General features: G+C 66.1%; 15 protein-coding genes. 11 read left to right on the top strand and 4 right to left on the bottom strand.

The features are described from left to right. Window positions 1-84: 84 nt before the first annotated feature. The 4 genes from CAG11_RS30765 to CAG11_RS30750 all read left to right on the top strand — a co-directional run bounded on the left by CAG11_RS30765 (window position 85) and on the right by CAG11_RS30750 (window position 4,139). The gene (locus tag CAG11_RS30765; protein WP_053137284.1) at window positions 85-960 is read left to right on the top strand and encodes a pirin family protein; all 876 of its coding nucleotides are present in this window, start codon (window positions 85-87) and stop codon (window positions 958-960) included. A gap of 145 nt (window positions 961-1,105) precedes the next feature. Next, a complete protein-coding gene (ycaC, locus tag CAG11_RS30760) occupies window positions 1,106-1,732 on the top strand; it encodes an isochorismate family cysteine hydrolase YcaC (RefSeq protein ID WP_022639815.1) in 627 nt (208 codons plus the stop codon). A gap of 259 nt (window positions 1,733-1,991) precedes the next feature. Further along, a complete protein-coding gene (locus CAG11_RS30755) occupies window positions 1,992-3,434 on the top strand; it encodes a mechanosensitive ion channel family protein (protein WP_085600113.1) in 1,443 nt (480 codons plus the stop codon). Between the two features lie 264 nt (window positions 3,435-3,698). Next, window positions 3,699-4,139 carry a carboxymuconolactone decarboxylase family protein gene (locus CAG11_RS30750; protein WP_085600111.1) on the top strand — a complete coding sequence of 147 codons (441 nt, stop codon included), beginning with the start codon at window positions 3,699-3,701 and terminating at the stop codon, window positions 4,137-4,139. A gap of 11 nt (window positions 4,140-4,150) precedes the next feature. Here the strand turns inward: CAG11_RS30750 and CAG11_RS30745 are convergent, their stop codons facing one another. Beyond that, a complete protein-coding gene (locus CAG11_RS30745; RefSeq protein WP_085600109.1) occupies window positions 4,151-4,915 on the bottom strand; it encodes a helix-turn-helix transcriptional regulator in 765 nt (254 codons plus the stop codon). A 97-nt stretch (window positions 4,916-5,012) separates the two neighbouring features. On the opposite strand from CAG11_RS30745, the gene CAG11_RS30740 reads away from it, so the two are divergent. The 6 genes from CAG11_RS30740 to CAG11_RS30715 all read left to right on the top strand — a co-directional run bounded on the left by CAG11_RS30740 (window position 5,013) and on the right by CAG11_RS30715 (window position 12,176). After that, window positions 5,013-6,140 carry an MFS transporter gene (locus CAG11_RS30740; RefSeq protein WP_085600147.1) on the top strand — a complete coding sequence of 376 codons (1,128 nt, stop codon included), beginning with the start codon at window positions 5,013-5,015 and terminating at the stop codon, window positions 6,138-6,140. Window positions 6,141-6,237: 97 nt separating this feature from the next. Further along, window positions 6,238-7,149, top strand: coding sequence for a universal stress protein (locus tag CAG11_RS30735; protein ID WP_085600107.1), 912 nt, complete (start codon window positions 6,238-6,240; stop codon window positions 7,147-7,149). Between the two features lie 153 nt (window positions 7,150-7,302). After that, on the top strand, window positions 7,303-7,686 hold the full coding sequence (locus CAG11_RS30730; RefSeq protein WP_085600105.1) for a DUF2946 domain-containing protein: 384 nt from the start codon (window positions 7,303-7,305) through the stop codon (window positions 7,684-7,686). Window positions 7,687-7,804: 118 nt separating this feature from the next. Continuing rightward, a complete protein-coding gene (locus CAG11_RS30725) occupies window positions 7,805-9,973 on the top strand; it encodes a TonB-dependent siderophore receptor (protein WP_085600103.1) in 2,169 nt (722 codons plus the stop codon). 52 nt (window positions 9,974-10,025) lie between these two features. Beyond that, window positions 10,026-11,519: a PepSY domain-containing protein gene (locus tag CAG11_RS30720; protein WP_085600101.1), complete on the top strand. Its 1,494-nt coding sequence runs from the start codon at window positions 10,026-10,028 to the stop codon at window positions 11,517-11,519. A 126-nt stretch (window positions 11,520-11,645) separates the two neighbouring features. Beyond that, the gene (locus CAG11_RS30715) at window positions 11,646-12,176 is read left to right on the top strand and encodes a DUF3087 family protein (RefSeq protein ID WP_085600099.1); all 531 of its coding nucleotides are present in this window, start codon (window positions 11,646-11,648) and stop codon (window positions 12,174-12,176) included. Between the two features lies 1 nt (window position 12,177). On the opposite strand, the gene CAG11_RS30710 is transcribed toward CAG11_RS30715, so the two are convergent. Next, window positions 12,178-14,808, bottom strand: coding sequence for a patatin-like phospholipase family protein (locus CAG11_RS30710; RefSeq protein ID WP_085600097.1), 2,631 nt, complete (start codon window positions 14,806-14,808; stop codon window positions 12,178-12,180). Window positions 14,809-15,121: 313 nt separating this feature from the next. Here CAG11_RS30710 and CAG11_RS30705 point away from each other — a divergent pair, with 313 nt between their 5' ends. Further along, on the top strand, window positions 15,122-15,904 hold the full coding sequence (locus CAG11_RS30705; protein ID WP_085600095.1) for a sulfite exporter TauE/SafE family protein: 783 nt from the start codon (window positions 15,122-15,124) through the stop codon (window positions 15,902-15,904). A 64-nt stretch (window positions 15,905-15,968) separates the two neighbouring features. On the opposite strand, the gene pcsA is transcribed toward CAG11_RS30705, so the two are convergent. Further along, window positions 15,969-16,685, bottom strand: a complete 717-nt coding sequence (pcsA, locus tag CAG11_RS30700; protein WP_085600145.1) for a phosphatidylcholine synthase — start codon at window positions 16,683-16,685, stop codon at window positions 15,969-15,971. A gap of 304 nt (window positions 16,686-16,989) precedes the next feature. After that, window positions 16,990-18,162 carry a class C beta-lactamase gene (gene ampC / locus CAG11_RS30695; protein ID WP_085600093.1) on the bottom strand — a complete coding sequence of 391 codons (1,173 nt, stop codon included), beginning with the start codon at window positions 18,160-18,162 and terminating at the stop codon, window positions 16,990-16,992. Window positions 18,163-18,385: the final 223 nt, after the last annotated feature.

Below are 18,385 nucleotides of genomic sequence, written 5' to 3'. Positions count from 1 at the left end.
GAACGCTAAGGGCGATTTTTGCAGTCTAGCGGGTCAAAGGTGCGGGATTTAAGGTGTGTCCATCAGAAAGTTCTGGAGGACTACATGAAAAACATCATCGGTATCTACACCAGCCCCAGGCCCCATTGGGTCGGCGACGGGTTTCCGGTCCGCACCCTGTTTTCCTACGACCAGATGGGCCAGCACATCAGTCCGTTCCTGCTGCTCGACCACGCCGGCCCGGCGCAGTTCAGCCCCACCAGCGCCCGGCGCGGAGTCGGCCAGCACCCCCATCGCGGCTTCGAGACGGTGACCATTGTCTACGATGGTGAAGTGGAGCACCGCGACTCCACCGGCAGCGGCGGCAAGATCGGCCCGGGTGATGTGCAGTGGATGACCGCGGCGTCGGGGATCCTCCACGAGGAGTTTCACTCCGCCGATTTCGCCCGCCGTGGCGGCAACCTGGAAATGGTCCAGCTGTGGGTCAACCTGCCGGCCCGGGACAAGCTCGCCGCGCCTGGCTACCAGACCATCCTGGCCAACGACATCCCGCAGCTGCCACTGCCGGGCAACGCCGGCAGCCTGCGCCTGATCGCCGGTCAGTTCGGCGGTCGCCAGGGCCCGGCCCGGACCTTCACCGCGATCGACGTCTGGGACCTGCGCCTGCGGGCCGGCAAGCCCCTGGACCTGGAGCTGCAGGCCGGGCGTAACACGGCCTTGGTAGTGTTGCGCGGCACCTTGCAGGTCAATGGCCAGGAGCGGGTGCGCGAAGGCCAGCTGGTATTGCTGGAGCGCGATGGCGACCTGCTCGGCCTGGAGGCCGACAGCGACGCGATCGTGCTGCTGCTCAGCGGCGAGCCCATCGACGAACCCATCGTCGGCCACGGCCCGTTCGTGATGAACAGCGAAGAGGAGATTCACCAGGCCTTCGTCGATTTCCAATCGGGACGCTTCGGCCAGATGGACGCCGCCGGTCACTGACCGGCAGCGCTTGCGCGACGACCAGGGGCAACTAGGCTCTGCCAGTCGCGCGCTACACCCCGGCGCCCGCCACCTTCGGGTGGTGTGGGCACGGGCTTCACTCAGGCCGGATTGCCCGGCATCGATCATTAGCGAGGACTTCATCATGACTACTGCTTACAAACGCCTGGACAAGGACAACGCTGCCGTTCTGCTGGTAGACCACCAGGCCGGCTTGCTGTCGCTGGTGCGCGATATCGACCCCGATCGCTTCAAGAACAACGTCCTGGCCCTGGGCGACCTGGCCAAGTACTTCAAGCTGCCGACCATCCTCACCACCAGTTTCGAAACCGGCCCCAATGGCCCGCTGGTGCCCGAATTGAAGACGCTGTTCCCCGATGCGCCGTACATCGCCCGTCCTGGCCAGATCAATGCCTGGGACAACGAGGACTTCGTCAAGGCGGTCAAGGCTACCGGCAAGAAGCAACTGATCATCGCCGGCGTGGTGACCGAAGTCTGCGTGGCCTTCCCGGCGCTCTCGGCCCTGGAAGAGGGGTTCGAGGTGTTCGTGGTCACCGATGCCTCCGGTACCTTCAATGAACTGACCCGCGACTCTGCCTGGAACCGCATGTCCGCCGCCGGCGCCCAACTGATGACCTGGTTCGGCCTGGCCTGCGAGCTGCATCGTGACTGGCGCAACGACATCGAGGGCCTGGGCACCTTGTTCTCCAACCACATCCCCGACTACCGCAACCTGATGACCAGCTACAACACCCTGACCCAGGGCAAGTAAGCCGGCCCTGGTAGCCGCTGCCGAGCCCGTGAGGCTGGCAGCACCCGCCATGCGCGGTACCCAGGCTCATCGCCCAGGCAGGTTGGGCAGCTCGTGCCGAACCGGGCGCAGCCTGGGGCAGCGGCTATATCCGATAGGCCTGTGAAGCCGCCGTATCCCGGCGGCTGATCTCTTTCCCTCCATGCCCGGCTTTTGCGGCTATACCTGCTGCATGCCCTTTCGTGCGATCTTGCCGTCCTCGTCTTGCCGGAGCGCCTCGATGTTTTCCCTGTTCACCGACCATCCGTTGTTGGCCGCGTTGTTCCTGCTGTTCCTGGATATCGTGCTCTGGCGGGTGATAGGCGCCCGTGGCGAGTACTGGAAACTGGCGGTGCGGGTGCTGATCTTCTGCCTCTACAGCCTGATGCTGTTCAACCAGGGCATGAACCCCCTGCAAGCTGCGCCCTGGCCGGACGATGTACCGCTGCACCTGGCCGCCACCGGCCTGGAGATCGGCTGGTGGCTGTTCGGCGCGCGGACCCTGACCGTATTGCTGGGCACCCTGATGATGCAGCAGGTCGGTCATACCGGACGGTTGCTGCAGGACTTGATGGGGGCGCTGATCTTCCTGGTCGCCATCATCGCCGCCCTGGCCTATGTGCTGGAACTGCCGGTCAAGGGCGTGCTGGCGACCTCCGGGGCCTTGGCGATCATCGTCGGCCTGGCGTTGCAAAGCACCCTCAGCGACCTGTTTTCCGGGATCGTGCTCAACACCACCAAGCCCTACCAGATCGATGACTGGATCGCCATCGACGGCACCGAGGGACGGGTGCTGGACATCGACTGGCGAGCCACCCGGCTGCAAACCTCCCAGGGCAGCATGGTGGTGATCCCCAACTCCCTGGCCTCCAAGGCCAAGATCACCAACTTCAGCCGGCCCAGCGATGTCCATGGGGTGGCGGTGAGCCTGCAGGTCAGCCCCCATGCCCGGCCGCAGAAGGTCATCGAGGCCCTGGAGCGCGCGACCCTGGGCTGCCGGTTCCTGTTGGCCAGCCCGGCTGCCAGCGTCGCCATGAAAAGCACCAGCAGCACTGGCGCGGAGTACGAGATCAGCGGTTTCGTCGCCAGCATGGGGCAAAAACGCGAAGTGCGTAATCAACTGTTCGACCTGGCGTTCCGTCATCTGCAGGCCAGTGGCGTCAGCCTGTTGTCCAGCAACGAGGCCAGCCAAGCGGCGGGCGCATCCCGGCCCCGGGCGCTGCTGGACACCTCGAGCATCTTTTCCACCCTGCGCCAGGAAGAGAAGGACACCTTCAGCCAGAACATGCAGTTGCAGACCTTCCGTGCCGGCGAGGTCATCCTGCCGGCTGGCGAGGTCAGCGATCATTTGTTCATCATCGAGTCCGGGGTGGTGTCGGTGACCATGCAGCGCGAAGGCCAGCCGTTCGAGGCCGGGCGCATGGGGCCGGGCGAGGTGATCGGCGAGGCTGGGGTGGTGTCCGAGGAGGCGACCCTGGCGCAGTTCTCGGCCAAGACCTTCTGCAGCCTGTACCGCATCGACAACGAGTTCCTCAAGCCGTGCCTGGATGCCCGCCACGACATCAACGAAGCCATGAAGAACCTGCTGGATTTCCGTCGGCATATGGCCCAGAGCCTGACCCAGGCCCAACCCAAGCCGGTGCTGAAAAAGGGCTTCATGCAATGGCTGCGTAGCCGCACCTGAGGCGCGCCGACAGAGCATCGCGCAACCGCGCCAGTCCCTGTAGCCGTTGCCGAACTGGCGAGGCTACGACCGGGTGCGCAGCGCCCGCTGGCACGCGCTCGCAGGCCTATTGCATAAACCGAGCGGGCGACACGAGCCAGCAGGTCAAGCGGCTACACGAAGCACCGGGCATTGGTCTAGCCAAGTTCCCGGGGATTGGTCATTGGTCACGACCAGGGGCTGGCGTAACGTGGCGGCATCCTCACTGACCCGGAGTTTCCCCTCATGCAACCGCGCCTGGATTTCTATACCGCCTCGCCCGAGGCCCTCAAGGCCATGCTCGCCCTGGAGGCCGCGGTTTCACGGCTGCCACTGGAAAAATCCCTGATCGAGTTGGTCAAGCTGCGAGCGTCCCAGATCAATGGCTGTGCCTTTTGTGTCGACATGCACAGCGTCGATGCCCTCAAGCAAGGAGAGACCGAGCGCCGCCTGTTCGCCGTGGCGGTCTGGCGCGAAAGCCCGTTCTTCACCCCTCGCGAGCGCGCCGCCCTGGCCTGGACCGAAGCCCTGACCCGGCTCGCCGAGACCCAGGCGCCGGACGCCGACTACGAGCTGTTGGCCGGCCAGTTCAGCCCCAGCGAATGCGTCGACCTGACCATGGCGATCTCCACCATCAACAGTTGGAACCGCCTGGCGGTGGGTTTTCGCAAGTTGCCCCAGGCCTGAGGCGCCGAGCCTCACTTGAAGTAGGCGCGAGGCGTGGTACCGGTCATGGCCTTGAAGAAGGCGATGAAGATGCTGTCGCTGGCAAAGCCCAGTTCGAAGGCGCTGTAGCTGATGCTGCGCCCGGTGGCGAGCAATTCGATGGCCCGCATCAGCCGCCATTGCTGGCGCCACTGCTGGTAGCCCAGGCCAGTCTCGCGCTGGAAAATGCGGCCGATGGTCCGGCTGCTGGCGCCCACCCGGGTCGCCAGCACCTGCAGTTCCGGCGGCAGGCTTTGCAAGTCGTCCAGCAGCGGTCGCAGGCGTTTGTCCCGGGGCAGGGGCAAGGACAGCGGTTGGCGCGCGGCCGTAGCGATTTCCTCGAGGCACAGGCCCAGCAGGTGCGGGTAGCGCCCCTGGCTCCAGTCACAATCGAAGGCGGCCTGGGCCATGGGCTCCAGCACCGCATGCAACAGTGGGCTGACCTCGATCACTGCCACCTCCGCAGGCAGCTGTGGGGCCAGTTCGCGGCAGAAGTACAGTGAGCGGTAATCCACGCTTTGCTGCATCTGGGCGCGATGGCGGACGCCGGAGGGTATCCATGCCGCTCGTGAGGGGGGCAGCAGGCACAGGCGGTCGGCCAGGGTGATGCGCGTGCAGCCCTGGCGGGTGTACAGCAACTGGCCGCGCTGGTGCTGGTGCAGGCCGGAGTCATGATCGCCCAGGGTCGCGGCGATGCCGACCACCAGGGTAGTGAAGGCGTCCGGGTCGAAGCGGGCCTGGGGCTCGAGCCATGCCATGGTTGTCTGGTTTCCAATGTTTATTGGCAGAATTTCGATAATACGCCAGTGATGCCTGCCTAGAATCGCCGGCATGTTTTTCTTGCCGAGCAGCCTGATGAATCCCCGTACCTTATTGCCCCTGGCCATGGTCTTGCTGATGTTCGCACCGATTGCCCAGATCCTCTACAGCCCGGCCCTGGCCGATGTCGGCCAGGCCTTCGACGTGCCTGCGGAGCAGGCGGCCCAGAGCCTTTCGGTATTCATCCTGGGTATTGCCCCGGGCGTCGTCTTGTGGGGCCGCCTGAGCGATCGCTGGGGCCGACGCCCGGCCTTGCTGGGCGGCCTGGCCCTGTATGCCCTGGCCCAGTGCCTGGGACTGCTGGCCAGCGACTTCGCTGCCTTTTTGTGCTGCCAGGCCCTGGCCGCCGTGGGCGTGGCGGCATGCTCGGTGGTGACCCAGACCTTGTTGCGGGACCTGTTCCAGGGGCGTGAGCTGGCCCGGGTATTTTCCCTGGTCGGCATGGTGCTGGCGGCCAGCCCGGCCATTGGCCTGTTCGCCGGTTCGGGCCTGACCCAGGCCCTGGGGTATCGCGGAGCCTTGGGCGCGCTGTTGGGGCTGGCCCTGATACTGCTGGCCTGTTGTGTCCGAGCGCTGCCGGAAACCCGTCCGCCGGCCCAGCCCCTGGCGCCCCTGGCCGGGACCCTGTGGCAGATGCTGCGCGATACCGGTATCTGGCGCTCGGCGCTGCTGGTGGCGGCGTTCAACATCGCGTTGCTCAGCTACTACAGCCTGGGTCCCTTCCTGTTCCGCCAACTGGGCCAGGGCGAGCAATGGTTCGGCTACAGCGGCGCGTTACTGGCCCTGGGCTCCGGTTGTGGCGCCTGGTGCAATCGCTGGCTGCTCGGGCGCGGTTGGCAGAGTGCCCGGCTGCTGGTGCTGGCGGCCCTGGCGGTGCTGGCCGGAGGCCTGGGAGTACTGGCCTTGCAACACAGCCTGTGGCTGGTGTTGCCCATGGGCGGCGTGGTGCTGGGTTTCGGCCTGGCGATCCCGAATATCCTCGGCTCGGCCCTGGCGGCCTATAGCGATCGGCTGGGCAGCGCCGGGGCCTTGTTCGGACTGTTCTATTACTTGTTGATCGGTGCCGGATTGCTGCTGGTGGGTTGGGGCCAGGCCCTGGGGGCGAGCCTGTGCCTGTGCGGCGCAATGGCCCTGTTGCTGTGCTTGCCGGGCTTGCGCCGCTAGTCTTGATGGAGAAGCGCTGGCGCCGTTGATGCGTATCAAGGCGTTCGTGGCTGCCAGGCTCGACACTCGAGGCCACTGCCCAACAAGGAGGTGCACCATGAGCCAGTACCAGCATCTGCTGCTGATCGCCGATCCCCAGCAGCACCAGTCACCCGCCGCCCGCCGGGCCGCCGCCCTGGCCCGGGCCAGTGGCGCCAAGCTGCATGCCCTGGTGTTCGTCGAACCGCCAGCGCGCACTTACCTGTGGGAAGAACACCTGGAGGACAGCGAGCGCCAGGCCTATCTGCAACGCCATGAGCGCTGGCTGCAAGTGGAGGCGCGATGGATGCGCGAGCAGGGGGTGGAAGTCAGCACCCAGGTGGTCTGGAGCACCCAGGTGCTCAAGGACATGCTGGACTACATCGCCGAGTTCCAGCCTGACCTGCTGATCAAGGACGTGACCCTGGAATCGGCGCTCAAGCGGGTCTTCGTCACGCCGCTGGACTGCCACCTGCTGCGTGACGCCCCGGTGCCGGTGCACCTGGTCAACGACGCACCGAACAACCTGCCACGGCGGATCGTCGCGGCGGTGGACCCGGCCCAGTCCGATACCCAGATCAGCGGCCTCAATGCCCAGATCATCCGCACCGCCAATGCCCTGGCCTTGCAGTGCGACGCGCAGTTGCACCTGCTATATGCCCATGACCTGATGCCGATGCTCGACGGCGTGGCGCCGGTGGCTTCCACGGCCTGGAGCGCCAGTTGCCTGGACGAGTTGCGCGATTCCCTGCACAAGGAGTTCGAGCGCCTGGGAGACGCGCACAACGTGCCCCAGGAGTTTCGCCACTTCATCATGGGGCCACCGGTCCCGGGCATCGCCCAGTTCGTCGACGAATACCTGGTGGACGCCGTGGTCATGGGCACCGTGCACCGCAGCGGTTTTGGCCGGCTGATCGGCAGCACCACCGAGCGAGCGCTGTACTCGATGCCGGGTAGCATCCTGGCGGTGAAGTCCCAGGACCGCGAATGACCGCTCGCCAGCGCGGTATCCCTGGCTGGGCGCACGATCCCCGGCGGCTCGTGCCGAGCCGTGCGCAGCCGCCACACGAAGCGCTGGGGGCGTGCTCAGGAAAAATGTAACGGTGATTTTCCACGGCGTTGCCGGCTGTTAACCTTGCGCCCCATGACTCGCACCTCACCCTATCGCCGCCACGTTGCCTGGACGCTGTATTTCTGCGTGCTGTTCAACGTGTTCGTCTGCGGCTTGGGCCATGGCCAGGTGGCCGGGTTGGAGCTCAATGGCGTAGGCGGGCAGTTCTGCTCTGCCCTGGGCAACCAGGGCCCGGCGGTGGACACCGACTTCAGCGACCAGGCAGGTGCCGGCTGGCTCAATACCCTGGTCTGCCCGTTGTGCTCGGCCGTCACCCTGGGCCTGGGGCTGCTGTTCTGCCTGGCCTGGCTGTTGCGTCGCCAGCGCCCGCAACGACCCAAGGTCGCGCAGCATGACAAGGCGCCGCCACGCTATGGCTGGCCGCCCCTCAACCCTCGGGCTCCCCCTCTGAGCTGACCTGGCTCCCCGGCGACCCATCGCGGTCGCCTCCTTGCCGTCCCTGGCCTGTTGCCGTGCGCGCGTTCGCGTGGCCACGGGCGGGCGGCATTCGATGGTTTTTTCCGAGTCCGAGACTATGAAGTACCTGTATCGCTCTCCAAGCTGCGCGGCGCTGTGCTGCGCCCTGTCTTTCAATGCCCTGGCCGAGGGCACGCTGGAACTGCCGCAGATGCGCATCAGCGCCGATGAACAGAAGAAGTTCGGCCTGCAACTCGATACCCAGGGCACCACCGGTTCGCGCCTGGGCCTGACCCCCAGGCAGACCCCGGCGTCGATCAGCGTGGTCGAGCGCCAGCAGATCGAGCAGCGCGGTGCTGCCACGACCCAGGATGTATTGCTGGGGATGCCGGGCATGAACGCCGCTTCGTCGCCGGGTATCCCGGGATTCGTGTCTTATCGTGGCTTCTCCGGGCCGCAGATCACCCAGTTGTTCAATGGCATCAGCGTGCAGTACGACTCCATCGCCGCGCGGCCGGTGGACAGCTGGATCTACGATCGGGTCGAGGCAGTGGGCGGGCCCTCGAGTTTTCTCCATGGCGCCGGGGCCGTGGGTGGTTCCATCAACTACATCACCAAGCTGGCCTCGCGCAGCGAGTCGTTCAACGAAGGGCGGATCAGCTACGGCTCCTACGACAGCCGCGCCCTGTCCCTGGGTTTCAACCACGCCCTCAACGCCGGACCGGGCCCCTGGCACTACGCGCGCCTGGACTTCAACCACAGCACCAGCAACGGCTACATCGACCGCGAGCAACGCGATGCCTGGACCCTGGCCTTTTCCCTGCTGACGGATATCAACGACCAGCTGTCCCACACCCTGGCCTTCGAATACCAGGACGAGCGCGTCGACAGCCCCTACTGGGGAACCCCGGCCCTGGCACCGCTGGAGGGCAAGATACAAGTGCAGCGCAGCCGACGCTTCGAGAACTACAACGTCGACGACGGTCGCTACGAGCAGCGGGTGCGCTGGTTGCGCTCGATCATCGACTACCAGCTCGATGACGCCACCTCGTTGCGCAACACCCTGTACCACTACAATGCCGATCGCGAATACCGCAACGTCGAGAACTACGCCTACAACGCTGACAACTCCCAGGTGATCCGTTCCGGCACCTTGCTCCAGCGCCATGCCCAGGAGCTCAACGGCAATCGCTTCGAACTGCTGCATCAGGGCAATGTGTTCGGCCTGGACAGCCAATGGTCGACGGGCATCGACTACAGCCACAACGTCATGAGCAACTACCCGCTGTCTTTGCCGGACCCGGTGGACAAGGTCGACCCGGACCGCTTCGAGCCCGGCAGCTTCTGGAAACTGCCCGGAGTGCGCCGCAGCTTCGACAAGAACCGGCGCAATCAGGTGGACACCTGGGCGCTGTTCCTGGAAAACCGCCTGCAACTCAGCGAGCGCCTGTCCTTGCTCAGCGGCCTGCGCCATGACCAGATCGACCTGGAAGTGACCAACTACCGGGCCGTCAACGCTGCCAACCCGGCGTTCTTCCAGCGCAAGTACCGGCCTACCACCGGACGCCTGGGGCTGGTCTACGAGCTGACCCCGACGGCCAATGTCTATGTGCAATACAGCAGTGCCGCCGATCCGCCCTCTGGGGTCCTCACCACCGCCAGTTATGGCCAGGTGCGCGACTTCGACCTGAGCACCGGCAACCAGTGGGAAATCGGCAGCAAGTTCGACTTCCTCCAAGGGCGCGGCTCGGCCACCCTGGCGGCCTACCGCATCGAGCGCAAGAACCTGTCCACCGCCGACCCGGCCAACCCCGGCAATAGCCAGCCGGTGGGCCAGCAGTCTTCCCGCGGGGTCGAGCTGGCGGCGTCGCTGCGGATCACGCCCAAGCTTCTGGCCGAGGGCAACTTCGCCTATGTCGATGCGCAGTACGACGAGTTCTATGAAAACGTCGGCGGCCGGCCGGTGTCGCGCAAGGGCAACCGTCCCACCAACATTCCCGAGAAGGTGGCCAACCTGTGGTTGACCTACGACCTGGACCCGTCCTGGCAGGTGGGGGCCGACAGCCGCTATGTGTCGTCGATGTACGCCAACGCGGCCAACACCCGCTATGCCCCGGGCTACGGGATCTTCGGCGCCTTCGTCGGCTATCGGGTCGATGCCGATACCCGGGTCACCGCCCGGGTACGCAACCTCACCGACCGGGTGTACGCCCGCAGCACCGCGCCGACCCAACTGTACCTGGGGGCACCGCGGACCTTCGAGCTGGCGCTGCAAACGCGCTTCTGACCTGAACCGGCGGGGCGCCCGTGGTGTCCCGCGTCGCTGCGAGATCGATGTGATGAAGCGTTACCTGTACCTCTGGCACCGCTGGCTGGGGATCGTCGCCTGCCTGTTCATGGCCCTGTGGTTCATCTCCGGGGCCGTGATGCTGTATGTCGGATATCCCAAGCTGACCCCCGCCGAACACCTGGCTCACCTGCCGCCGCTGGTCCTGGACCAGGAGGGCGCCAGCCTGGAGCGGGTGTTGGCGGCCGCCGACAGCGGGCAAGCGCCGACCAGCCTGCGCCTGCTCACGGTGGCCGGAACCCCGGGTTATGTCCTGGAATATCCCGGAGCGCGCAAGCTGGCGGTGGACGCCCGCAGCGCCCGGCCCATGCCCCCAACCGACTGGCCCCAGGCGCTGGCGGCGGCCCGCCAGTTCGCCCCGGGGGTGGCCGCAAGCGAGCGCGGCGTGGTCGCGCAGGATACCTGGAGCCTGTCCCGGGCCCTGGATGGCGACCGGCCGTTGCATCGGGTGGCGGTGGCCGATGCCGAGGACCGGTTGCTGTACGTTTCCGCCAGCACCGGCGAAGTGGTGCGCGACGCCACCGCCAATGAACGGGCCTGGAACTGGATCGGTGCCTGGCTGCATTGGCTGTATGCGTTGCGCGGCATCGGCATCGATGGCGCCTGGGGGCCGATCGTCACCTACCTGTCCCTGGGGGCGACGCTGATGGCGGTCCTGGGCCTGGCGGTAGGCCTGTTGCGCTGGCGCTTTGGCCGCACCTATCGCAATGGCTCGCGCTCGCCCTACCAGGGCTTTGCCCGTTGGCATCACCTGGGCGGCTTGCTGTTCGGGGTGCTCGCCATCACCTGGATCTTCAGTGGCTTGATGTCGATGAATCCATGGAAGATCTTCAGCAGCGCCCGGCCGTTGTCGCTGGCGGCGTACCAGGGCGCGGCGCTCGATGCCGCGGCCTTTCCCCTGGATGCGCGCCAGGTCCTGGAGCGCTTTGCCGGCGACGGCCTGCGGGCCCGGGAGCTGGAGTGGCGAATGATTGCCGGCCAGGGCTACGTGATCGGCTACGACGGCGCCGGGCGCACGCGGATCCTGGACATGGCCGCGGACCGGGTGTTGTCGCGGTTCGAGCCCCATACCCTGCAACAGGCGGCCCAGGCCATCAGCCCAGGCCAACCGCTGCAGGTCGAGCAACTGCAGGCCTACGACTTCTACTACTACGCCCGGGAGCCCCAGAGCATGCTCGGCCATCTGCAGCAGCGCTTGCCGGCACTGCGGGTGCGCTTCGACGATCCGGCCCGGACCTGGTTGCACCTGGATCTCTATACCGGCGCCGTGGTGGGCCAGCTGGACCAGCCACGGCGTGCCTCGCGCTGGCTGTTCGCCCTGCTGCACAGTTGGGACTGGCTGCCGCTGCTGGGCAAGCGACCACTGTGGGACCTGTGGATGTTGCTGTTCAGTGCCGGCGGCTTGCTGGTCAGCGCCAGCGGTGTGGTGCTGGGCTGGCGGCGCCTGGGGCGCGCATTGCGTCCTCGCCGGCCCCGGCAGCGATAGCGGTGAATACCGACCTGGATCAAGCCGAGGGGATATTTCCGTTTTGTGCGGCGATTTTCGTCACCGCCGTGGCCGCCAGCGGTGATAATGCCCGCCCATTTCCTTGCCAGTGGAGCCCATCGCCCCATGTTCGTCATCACCCCCCAGGACCCTGAGCTCTACCGCCGGCAGACCCGGCGCAGCACCCTGATCATCGCCCTGGTGTTCATTGCCCTGGCCATGCTGTTCTCCAGCGCCGCGGTGGCGCTGTTCGGCCAGGGTAGCGGCGACAACCTGGTCTGGAATGCCACCGGGGTGGGCGTTGGCCTGCTGGTCTGCGCAGCCCTGGTACGCACTGTGTTCTGGCAGCAGCCGTGGATGGCGGCGGCGGTCTATGGCTGGCGCCTCAAGCGCAGCCTGATGCGGGTGACCAACGTCATGCACCAGGTCACCGCCGGGGTGGCCGCCCGTGACCCGGCGGCCCTCAAGCTGTTGCGTTTCTATCACCTGGGGCTGGGCCAGATGCACCAGCTCGATGCCAACTCCAGTGCCCATGGGCAGATGCTCGGCGAGGTGGAGCGGCACCTGGCGCTGCTGGCCGAACAGGGCATCGACCCGCAGCAGGAGCGCCTTCAGGCGCAATGGCTGGAAGCGGTCAAGGCGCACCAGCCACGCTGAGCTAGAGCGCTGCTTCACCATCGAGATAGCGCCACAGGGCCTGGGCTATCTCGTTGGCTTGTCCCTCCTGGCCGAACAGCGTCCGGCCGATCTCCAGGCCCAGTTGCCGGTAGCTCTCGAACTGCGCTTCGTCGAAGAACTGGTCCACGGTGCTCTGGTTGGGAAAGCCGGGGTTGTTGCGGGCGTAATTGCACACATCGGGGGCCAGCCCGGCGATCAGGCGCGGCTTGAGCACCAGGATCCGGCAATGGGGCTGGGCGGCGATGCCGCTCTCGCAGCCAGGCGCATGGGCATGCACATTGAGCAGTAGCGCGCACTGGTGGCTGTCGGCGTCCGGTGGCTGGCGGAACTGCTCCTGGCTGGCGAACACCGTCTTGAGCAGTGGATGCTGGAGCACGCCCGGGTCCTCGCGGATCTCCAGGGCCTGGTCGATACGCGCCAGGCGCACCAGGTTGGCCAGGTCATCGAAGCGGTAGTCCGGATCGCAGCCGCTGTCGCAGGTCACGATCAGTCGTACCTGGCGTTCCTGGCGCAGCAGTTCGTAGGTGGCGGTGTTCTCGAAGTGCCCGCCGTCGGACAGGTATTGGTAATCGCGGCGATGCCCGTGGAAACGCGCCGTCAGCTCGTAGAACAGATAAGCCTGGGTGCTGTAGTAGGTCCAGGGCTTGAGATCCTGGCGCACCCAGTGCTGCTGGCCGGGATCGAGGAAGCGGCTGGGCCACCAGATGCCCAGGCGTACGTTGGCCAGGCCCAGGACCAGCGACATGCCCAGGCTGGTGGCTCGCCCCAGCCCGGTACTGAAGGCCGCGCCGGACACGCCGATCCATCCGCCCAGGCTCAAGGGCAGCATGATCTCCGAGGCCGGGGCCTGTTGCAGGTCGCGGCGGTAGGGCTTGCCGTCCAGGGTGTAGCCTTCGGCCGGGCCGTCGCAGGGGGCGCAGCTACCGTCCAGGGCGGGCGCCCAGTTCGGGGCGATGCACAGCGGCTGGCCCTTGCGATCGCGTTGTACCAGCTGTTCGGCGGGGTCCACCGTGAGGTTCATGGTGACGTTGATCAGGTGCACCGGTCCGGCGCTTGGCGTGGCGTAGTACTGCTGCAACGACAGGTCGTCGCTGGACATCGGTTCGGCCACGCTCAGGTAGGTCCGGCGTTGCTGCGCCGGGCCGTTGAAACGCTGGCCATTGGAGGCGCCGAGGTAGGCCCGGGTCAGCCGGGCGCTATAGAAGGCCTGTAGCGACGAGGTGTTGAGAAAGCCGATGAAGCGGCCGCTGACGCACACCAGCAGCGCCGCCAGCAGGCTCAGTCCCAGCAGGCGCCAGGCCGCCGCCGCGTCGTAGGCCACCCTGCCACCGTCGTGGGCCACCCACTGCACCAGCAGGGCCCAGCCCAGGCACAGCAGGGCCAGCAGCAGGCCGCCGGCGATCAGCGCCAGTACATCCAGCGGCAGCTTGCGCATCCAGCCTGGCAACGGTTTCTCATCCTTGAGCAGCACCAGCCGCCGCACCAGCCACATCACCAGCACCAGCAAGGCCATGGCGCCCAGGGTCCGGTAGGCCTGCAAGTAGCCGTACAGCAGCTCGGCGCTGCTCACCAGCAGGGCGAGGAACACCAGCAACGCCACTGCGGCCATGGCCCGGCCCAGGGCCCGGGTGACCTGCACCCGGTAATTGCGCACGCAGTTCTGGCAGGTGCTGTCCTTGCCCGGATCGCGGTTGTTGGCCAGGTTGCGCACCAGTTGGCGGGTGATCAGCAGTGCATTGCTGCCCACCAGGGCGGCGGCCAGGGCCAGGACGCCCACGCCATGCCACTGGGCCACGCTATCGGCCAGGCCGCCAGCCAGCCACAGGCCGGCGACCAGCGCCAGCAGGCTGCGGTAGGCCGCGTTGTCCAGGCGCGGCGGCTGGTCCAGGTCGCCCCGGGGAATCACCAGCCAATAAGCCACGGCGCAGGGCAGGGCGAAGAGCAACGCGGCCATCAGCGGCCAGAGCAAGAGGCTGCTTTGGCTCAGCACCTGGAACAGGCTGAGCAAGCTGAGCACCAGCACGATCGGCAGGCCGAGCATGGCGTGCAGCGACAACCAGTTGCGCCAGGTCATGGCCAGGGCGTAGAGCATGTCGCCGGCGCCGGTCGGGGTCAGGTAGCGACCGTTTTCCCGCAGCCAGGCCGTAGGCCCCTGGCCGACCGGGCGCTCGGCGTAGTCGACGCCGGTGCTGATGCGCCCCGGTGGTTCGAAGCGCAGGGCCTGGTAGGCATCGCGGGCGGCTTGGCCCACCGGGTCACGGGAGTCCGCAGGACGCAGGCGGCCGGGCAGGAACAGGCTGGAAAAGAAACTGCCGATGTAACCGCCGCCACTGACCGTGGACAGGTAGTCGAACCGCGACAGCAAGCTGCGTTCCTCGGTGTTGGCCGGAGGCTGTTCGGGGTTCGCCTGATGGGTGTCGGGGACCGGCGCCCGGGCCAGCGCCTGCAGGACCCCAAGGCCGAAGGTGGCGCTGCGGATGCCGCCGCCGGACAGCGCCAGGCCCCAGTTTTCCAGGGGTGGCTGCTGCTGCGTGGCGGATTGTTGCAAGCTCAGGCGCCTGAAGCGGATGCGTTGCTGTTCGATCTGGTAGGGGGTGTCGGCGGGTGTCATGGGCCTTCCTTGGATACGCAGGGAGCGCTGCGCCGGGCGCCCGGGCAAGCGCCGAGCAGGATACCGGATGCCAGGGCCCGGGTATGCAGCCGGGCCCTGGGACGCCACTTCCGGACCGAGCGTGGCAGCGGGACGATGCATGGTCCGGTGGTGCGCAGGATGCAAGTGGGGCGGGGTTGGCATGCGCAGGGTGCATGGAAAATTCAAGGGCGGTTATAACGTTAGATTTTATTCATATAAATGGTCATAAGCTTTAGCCGCTATGCTGCCGCCAGTTTTTCACCTGGCCGCATGATCTGTAGGGCTTTATTTGATGGATGTGGGTAATTTCGGTTTTGTCGTCGCAGGCCTGATCGTCGGCTTCATCGTGGGTATGACCGGAGTGGGTGGCGGGTCGTTGATGACCCCGATCCTGCTGTGGTTCGGCATCAATCCGGCCACTGCCGTGGGCACCGATTTGCTATACGCCGCCATCACCAAGTCCGGTGGGGTGCTGGTGCACCAGAAGAACCGCAATATCGACTGGCGCATCACCGCTTGGCTGACCCTGGGCAGCGTGCCGGCGGTGCTGCTGACCTTGTGGTTCCTGAAGAACCTGCATGCCGATCCGCAGTCGCTGAACGCGGTGATCAAGCAAGGCCTGGGCGTGGTCCTGCTGCTGACTGCCCTGGCCATCGTGTTCAAGAAAAATCTCATGGCCTTCGCCCAGCGCCACGGCGGCGACTACAGCCCCAGCGTCGGGGGCCTGAATCTTCTGACCCTGGTCACCGGGTTGATCCTGGGCACCATGGTCGCCCTGACCTCCATCGGCGCCGGGGCCCTGGGTACCGTGGCGCTGTTCCTGCTCTATCCGTTCCTGGCCACCAAGCGCCTGGTGGGCACCGAGATCGCCCATGCCGTGCCCCTGACCCTGGTGGCGGGCCTGGGCCACGCCAGCATGGGCAACATGGACTGGGAGCTCCTGGGGTTCCTGCTGATAGGCTCGCTGCCGGGCATCTGGCTGGGCAGCCACATGACTGGCCGGGTCTCCGACGAACTCCTGCGCCCGTGCCTGGCGGTGATGCTGTTCTCCATCGGCTACAAGCTGGCGTTCTGAGCTTTCGCGCCGGGCCATTCATGCCCGGCGATCATCCGTGCTGGGCGCCAGGTTCAGCGTCGCCTCAAGAAGCCTTGCCCAGCCACTCCTGCGCCGAGCGCCATAGGCAGATCCCGAGGAAGTAGGCCGAAGCGGCCAGCCACAGGCCCATGATCGCCGGGTTGTGCTGCGGGTGGCCGAGGATCAGCAGGGCGCCGCTGAGCAGCCAGACGAAGGTCACGATGATGTTCACCGGCATCCACTTGCGGACCCGGAACGGATGCAGGAACTGCACCCGGGTAGCTGTCAGCAGGGCCAGGACGAAGATGCTCAAGAGGGTGGTCCAGGGGCCCGGCTCGATCAGGTAGAAGCACAGCGCGACTACGTTCCAGGCGGCGGGAAAGCCCTGGAAGTAGTTGTCGTGGCTCTTCATGTTGACGTTGCAGAAACACAATAGCGACGACAGCAGGATCAGCGAGGTGGCCAGCAAGGCGCTGTATTCCGGCAGCGGAATGTAGCGATAGATGAACAGCGCCGGGATGAACACGTAGGTCAGGTAGTCGATCACCAGGTCCAGCACCGAGCCGTCGATGTTGGGCAGTACCGAACTGGTCTTGACCTTGCGGGCCAGGGAACCGTCGACGCCATCCACCAAGAGCGCCACTCCCAGCCACAGCAGGCAGGCCTTGGGCTGGTTGTCGAACAGCGCCAGGGTCGCCAGCAGGGCGCTGACCACTCCGGTAGCGGTGAAGCCATGGGCGCCCCAGGCTTTGATTCTGGCGATTTGCATTGTCGTGATCACGGGGCGTCTCTCCGGCGGCTTGGATTCCTGGCCGGTTGCCTGCAGTACGCTGGCAACCCGGGCCCGGTTGCAGTTATCGACCGGAAAGCGGCGTGGAAGGTTCAGCGTGCAAGCCTGCGCCTGCAAATCTGCGGGTTTGCGGACCTGGTCTTGGCGCAGCCGAGCCGCCGTTGGCCAACCTTGCCTGGGTGAACGGTCGAGGGGTTCATTGAGTCTAGGCGCCCTGGCCAAGGCGACAAGCCAGGCGCCACGTAGCCGTTGCCGGCCCGTGGCGCCTGGCTCGAGGGGCGTCGAGGGGGCGCCCTTAGCGTGGGCTATCCAGGGCGGCGAGGATCTTGTGGGCGGCCTTGATCCGTTCCTCGTTGGGGTAGTTCTTGTTGGCCAGCAGCACGATGCCCACTTGCTGGCCCGGGACGAACAGGACGTAGGCGCCGAAGCCGTTGGTGGAGCCGGTCTTGTTGTACAGCGCGTCGGCCTTGGGCGGCTGGGCCGGGGTCAGCCATTGCACCGGATGCGGCTCCAGGGCCATCGGTGTCGAGTTGCCGGCCATCAGCCGCGCCAGGGACACGGGGTAGGCATAACGCTCCCAGCCCAGGCCCTGGGTCATGTCGCCCACCTGGTAGTAGCCGCTTTGGGTACTGGCCAGGGCCTTTTGCAGGGTGTCGTCGAGCTGCCCCGGTTGCAGGTTGTCGGCAACGAACTGCAGCAGGTCCGGGGCGCTGGTCTTGACCCCGTAGGCTTCGGCGTCCAGGGGGCCGGGCCCGACGCGCACTGGCCGATTCTGCTTGTCGTAGCCCTGGGCGTAGTGCTCCAGCTGGTCCTTGGGCACGTGGAGGTAGCTGTGCTTGAGGGCCAGCTTGGGAAACAGCAAGCCTTCCATCGACTGGTCGAATGGCTGGCCCAGGCTACGGGCGGCCAGGTAGCCGAACAGGCCGATGCTGGGGTTGGAATACTGGCGCTGGGTGCCAGGTTCGAAGCGGGGTTTCCAGGTGTTGTAGTAGTCCAGGGTCTTGGCCTCGCCCTGGACTTCATCGGGGAACTGCAGCGGCAGGCCGCCAGCGGTGTAGGTGGCCAGCTGCAACAGGCTGACGCCGTCGAAGACGCTGCCGCGCAGGGCCGGCAGGTACTGGCTGGCGGGGTCTTGCAGGGCCAGCTTGCCGCTGGCCTGGGCATAACCGCCGAGGGTCGCGGTGAAGGTCTTGCTCACCGAACCCACCTCGAACAGGGTGTCGTTGTCCACCGGTCGCTGATTGTCCTTGGAAGCGACGCCGTAGTTAAAGTAATGTCGCTGGCCGCCAGCGATGATCGCCACCGCCATGCCGGGGATACCCTGCTGGTGCATCAGGGGGCGGATGGTGGCATCCACCGTGGCTTTCAGCGCGTGCTCGGGGCTGGTTTCGGCCAGGGCCTGGGGCGCGAGGACGAGCAGCGCGCAGGCGCTGATCATGGTCAATCCGGTCAAGGTCGTTTGCCGCATGATTATTGGTTTTCCATGTTTTTTAGTGGTGTTGGCCGCAGGCTTCCAAGCGGTCCTGCGGTTTGCGTGAGCGGTTTGAACGCTCCGCTGCGCAAGGCCCGTGGATCTTTCCTGGCAGGGAAAGACAGCGTGCAGGTCGCACGAGCGACGCCAAATTTAGGCAGTCTGCGTAGGATCGACAAACGACGATATCTCGTGCTAGCCATTAGAAAAACTAAGGCTC

It is taken from the genome of Pseudomonas sp. B6(2017), assembly GCF_002112765.1.
GTDB classification, from domain to species: Bacteria; Pseudomonadota; Gammaproteobacteria; order Pseudomonadales; family Pseudomonadaceae; genus Aquipseudomonas; species Aquipseudomonas piscis.
This window is presented reverse-complemented; position numbering and strand designations above follow the sequence as displayed.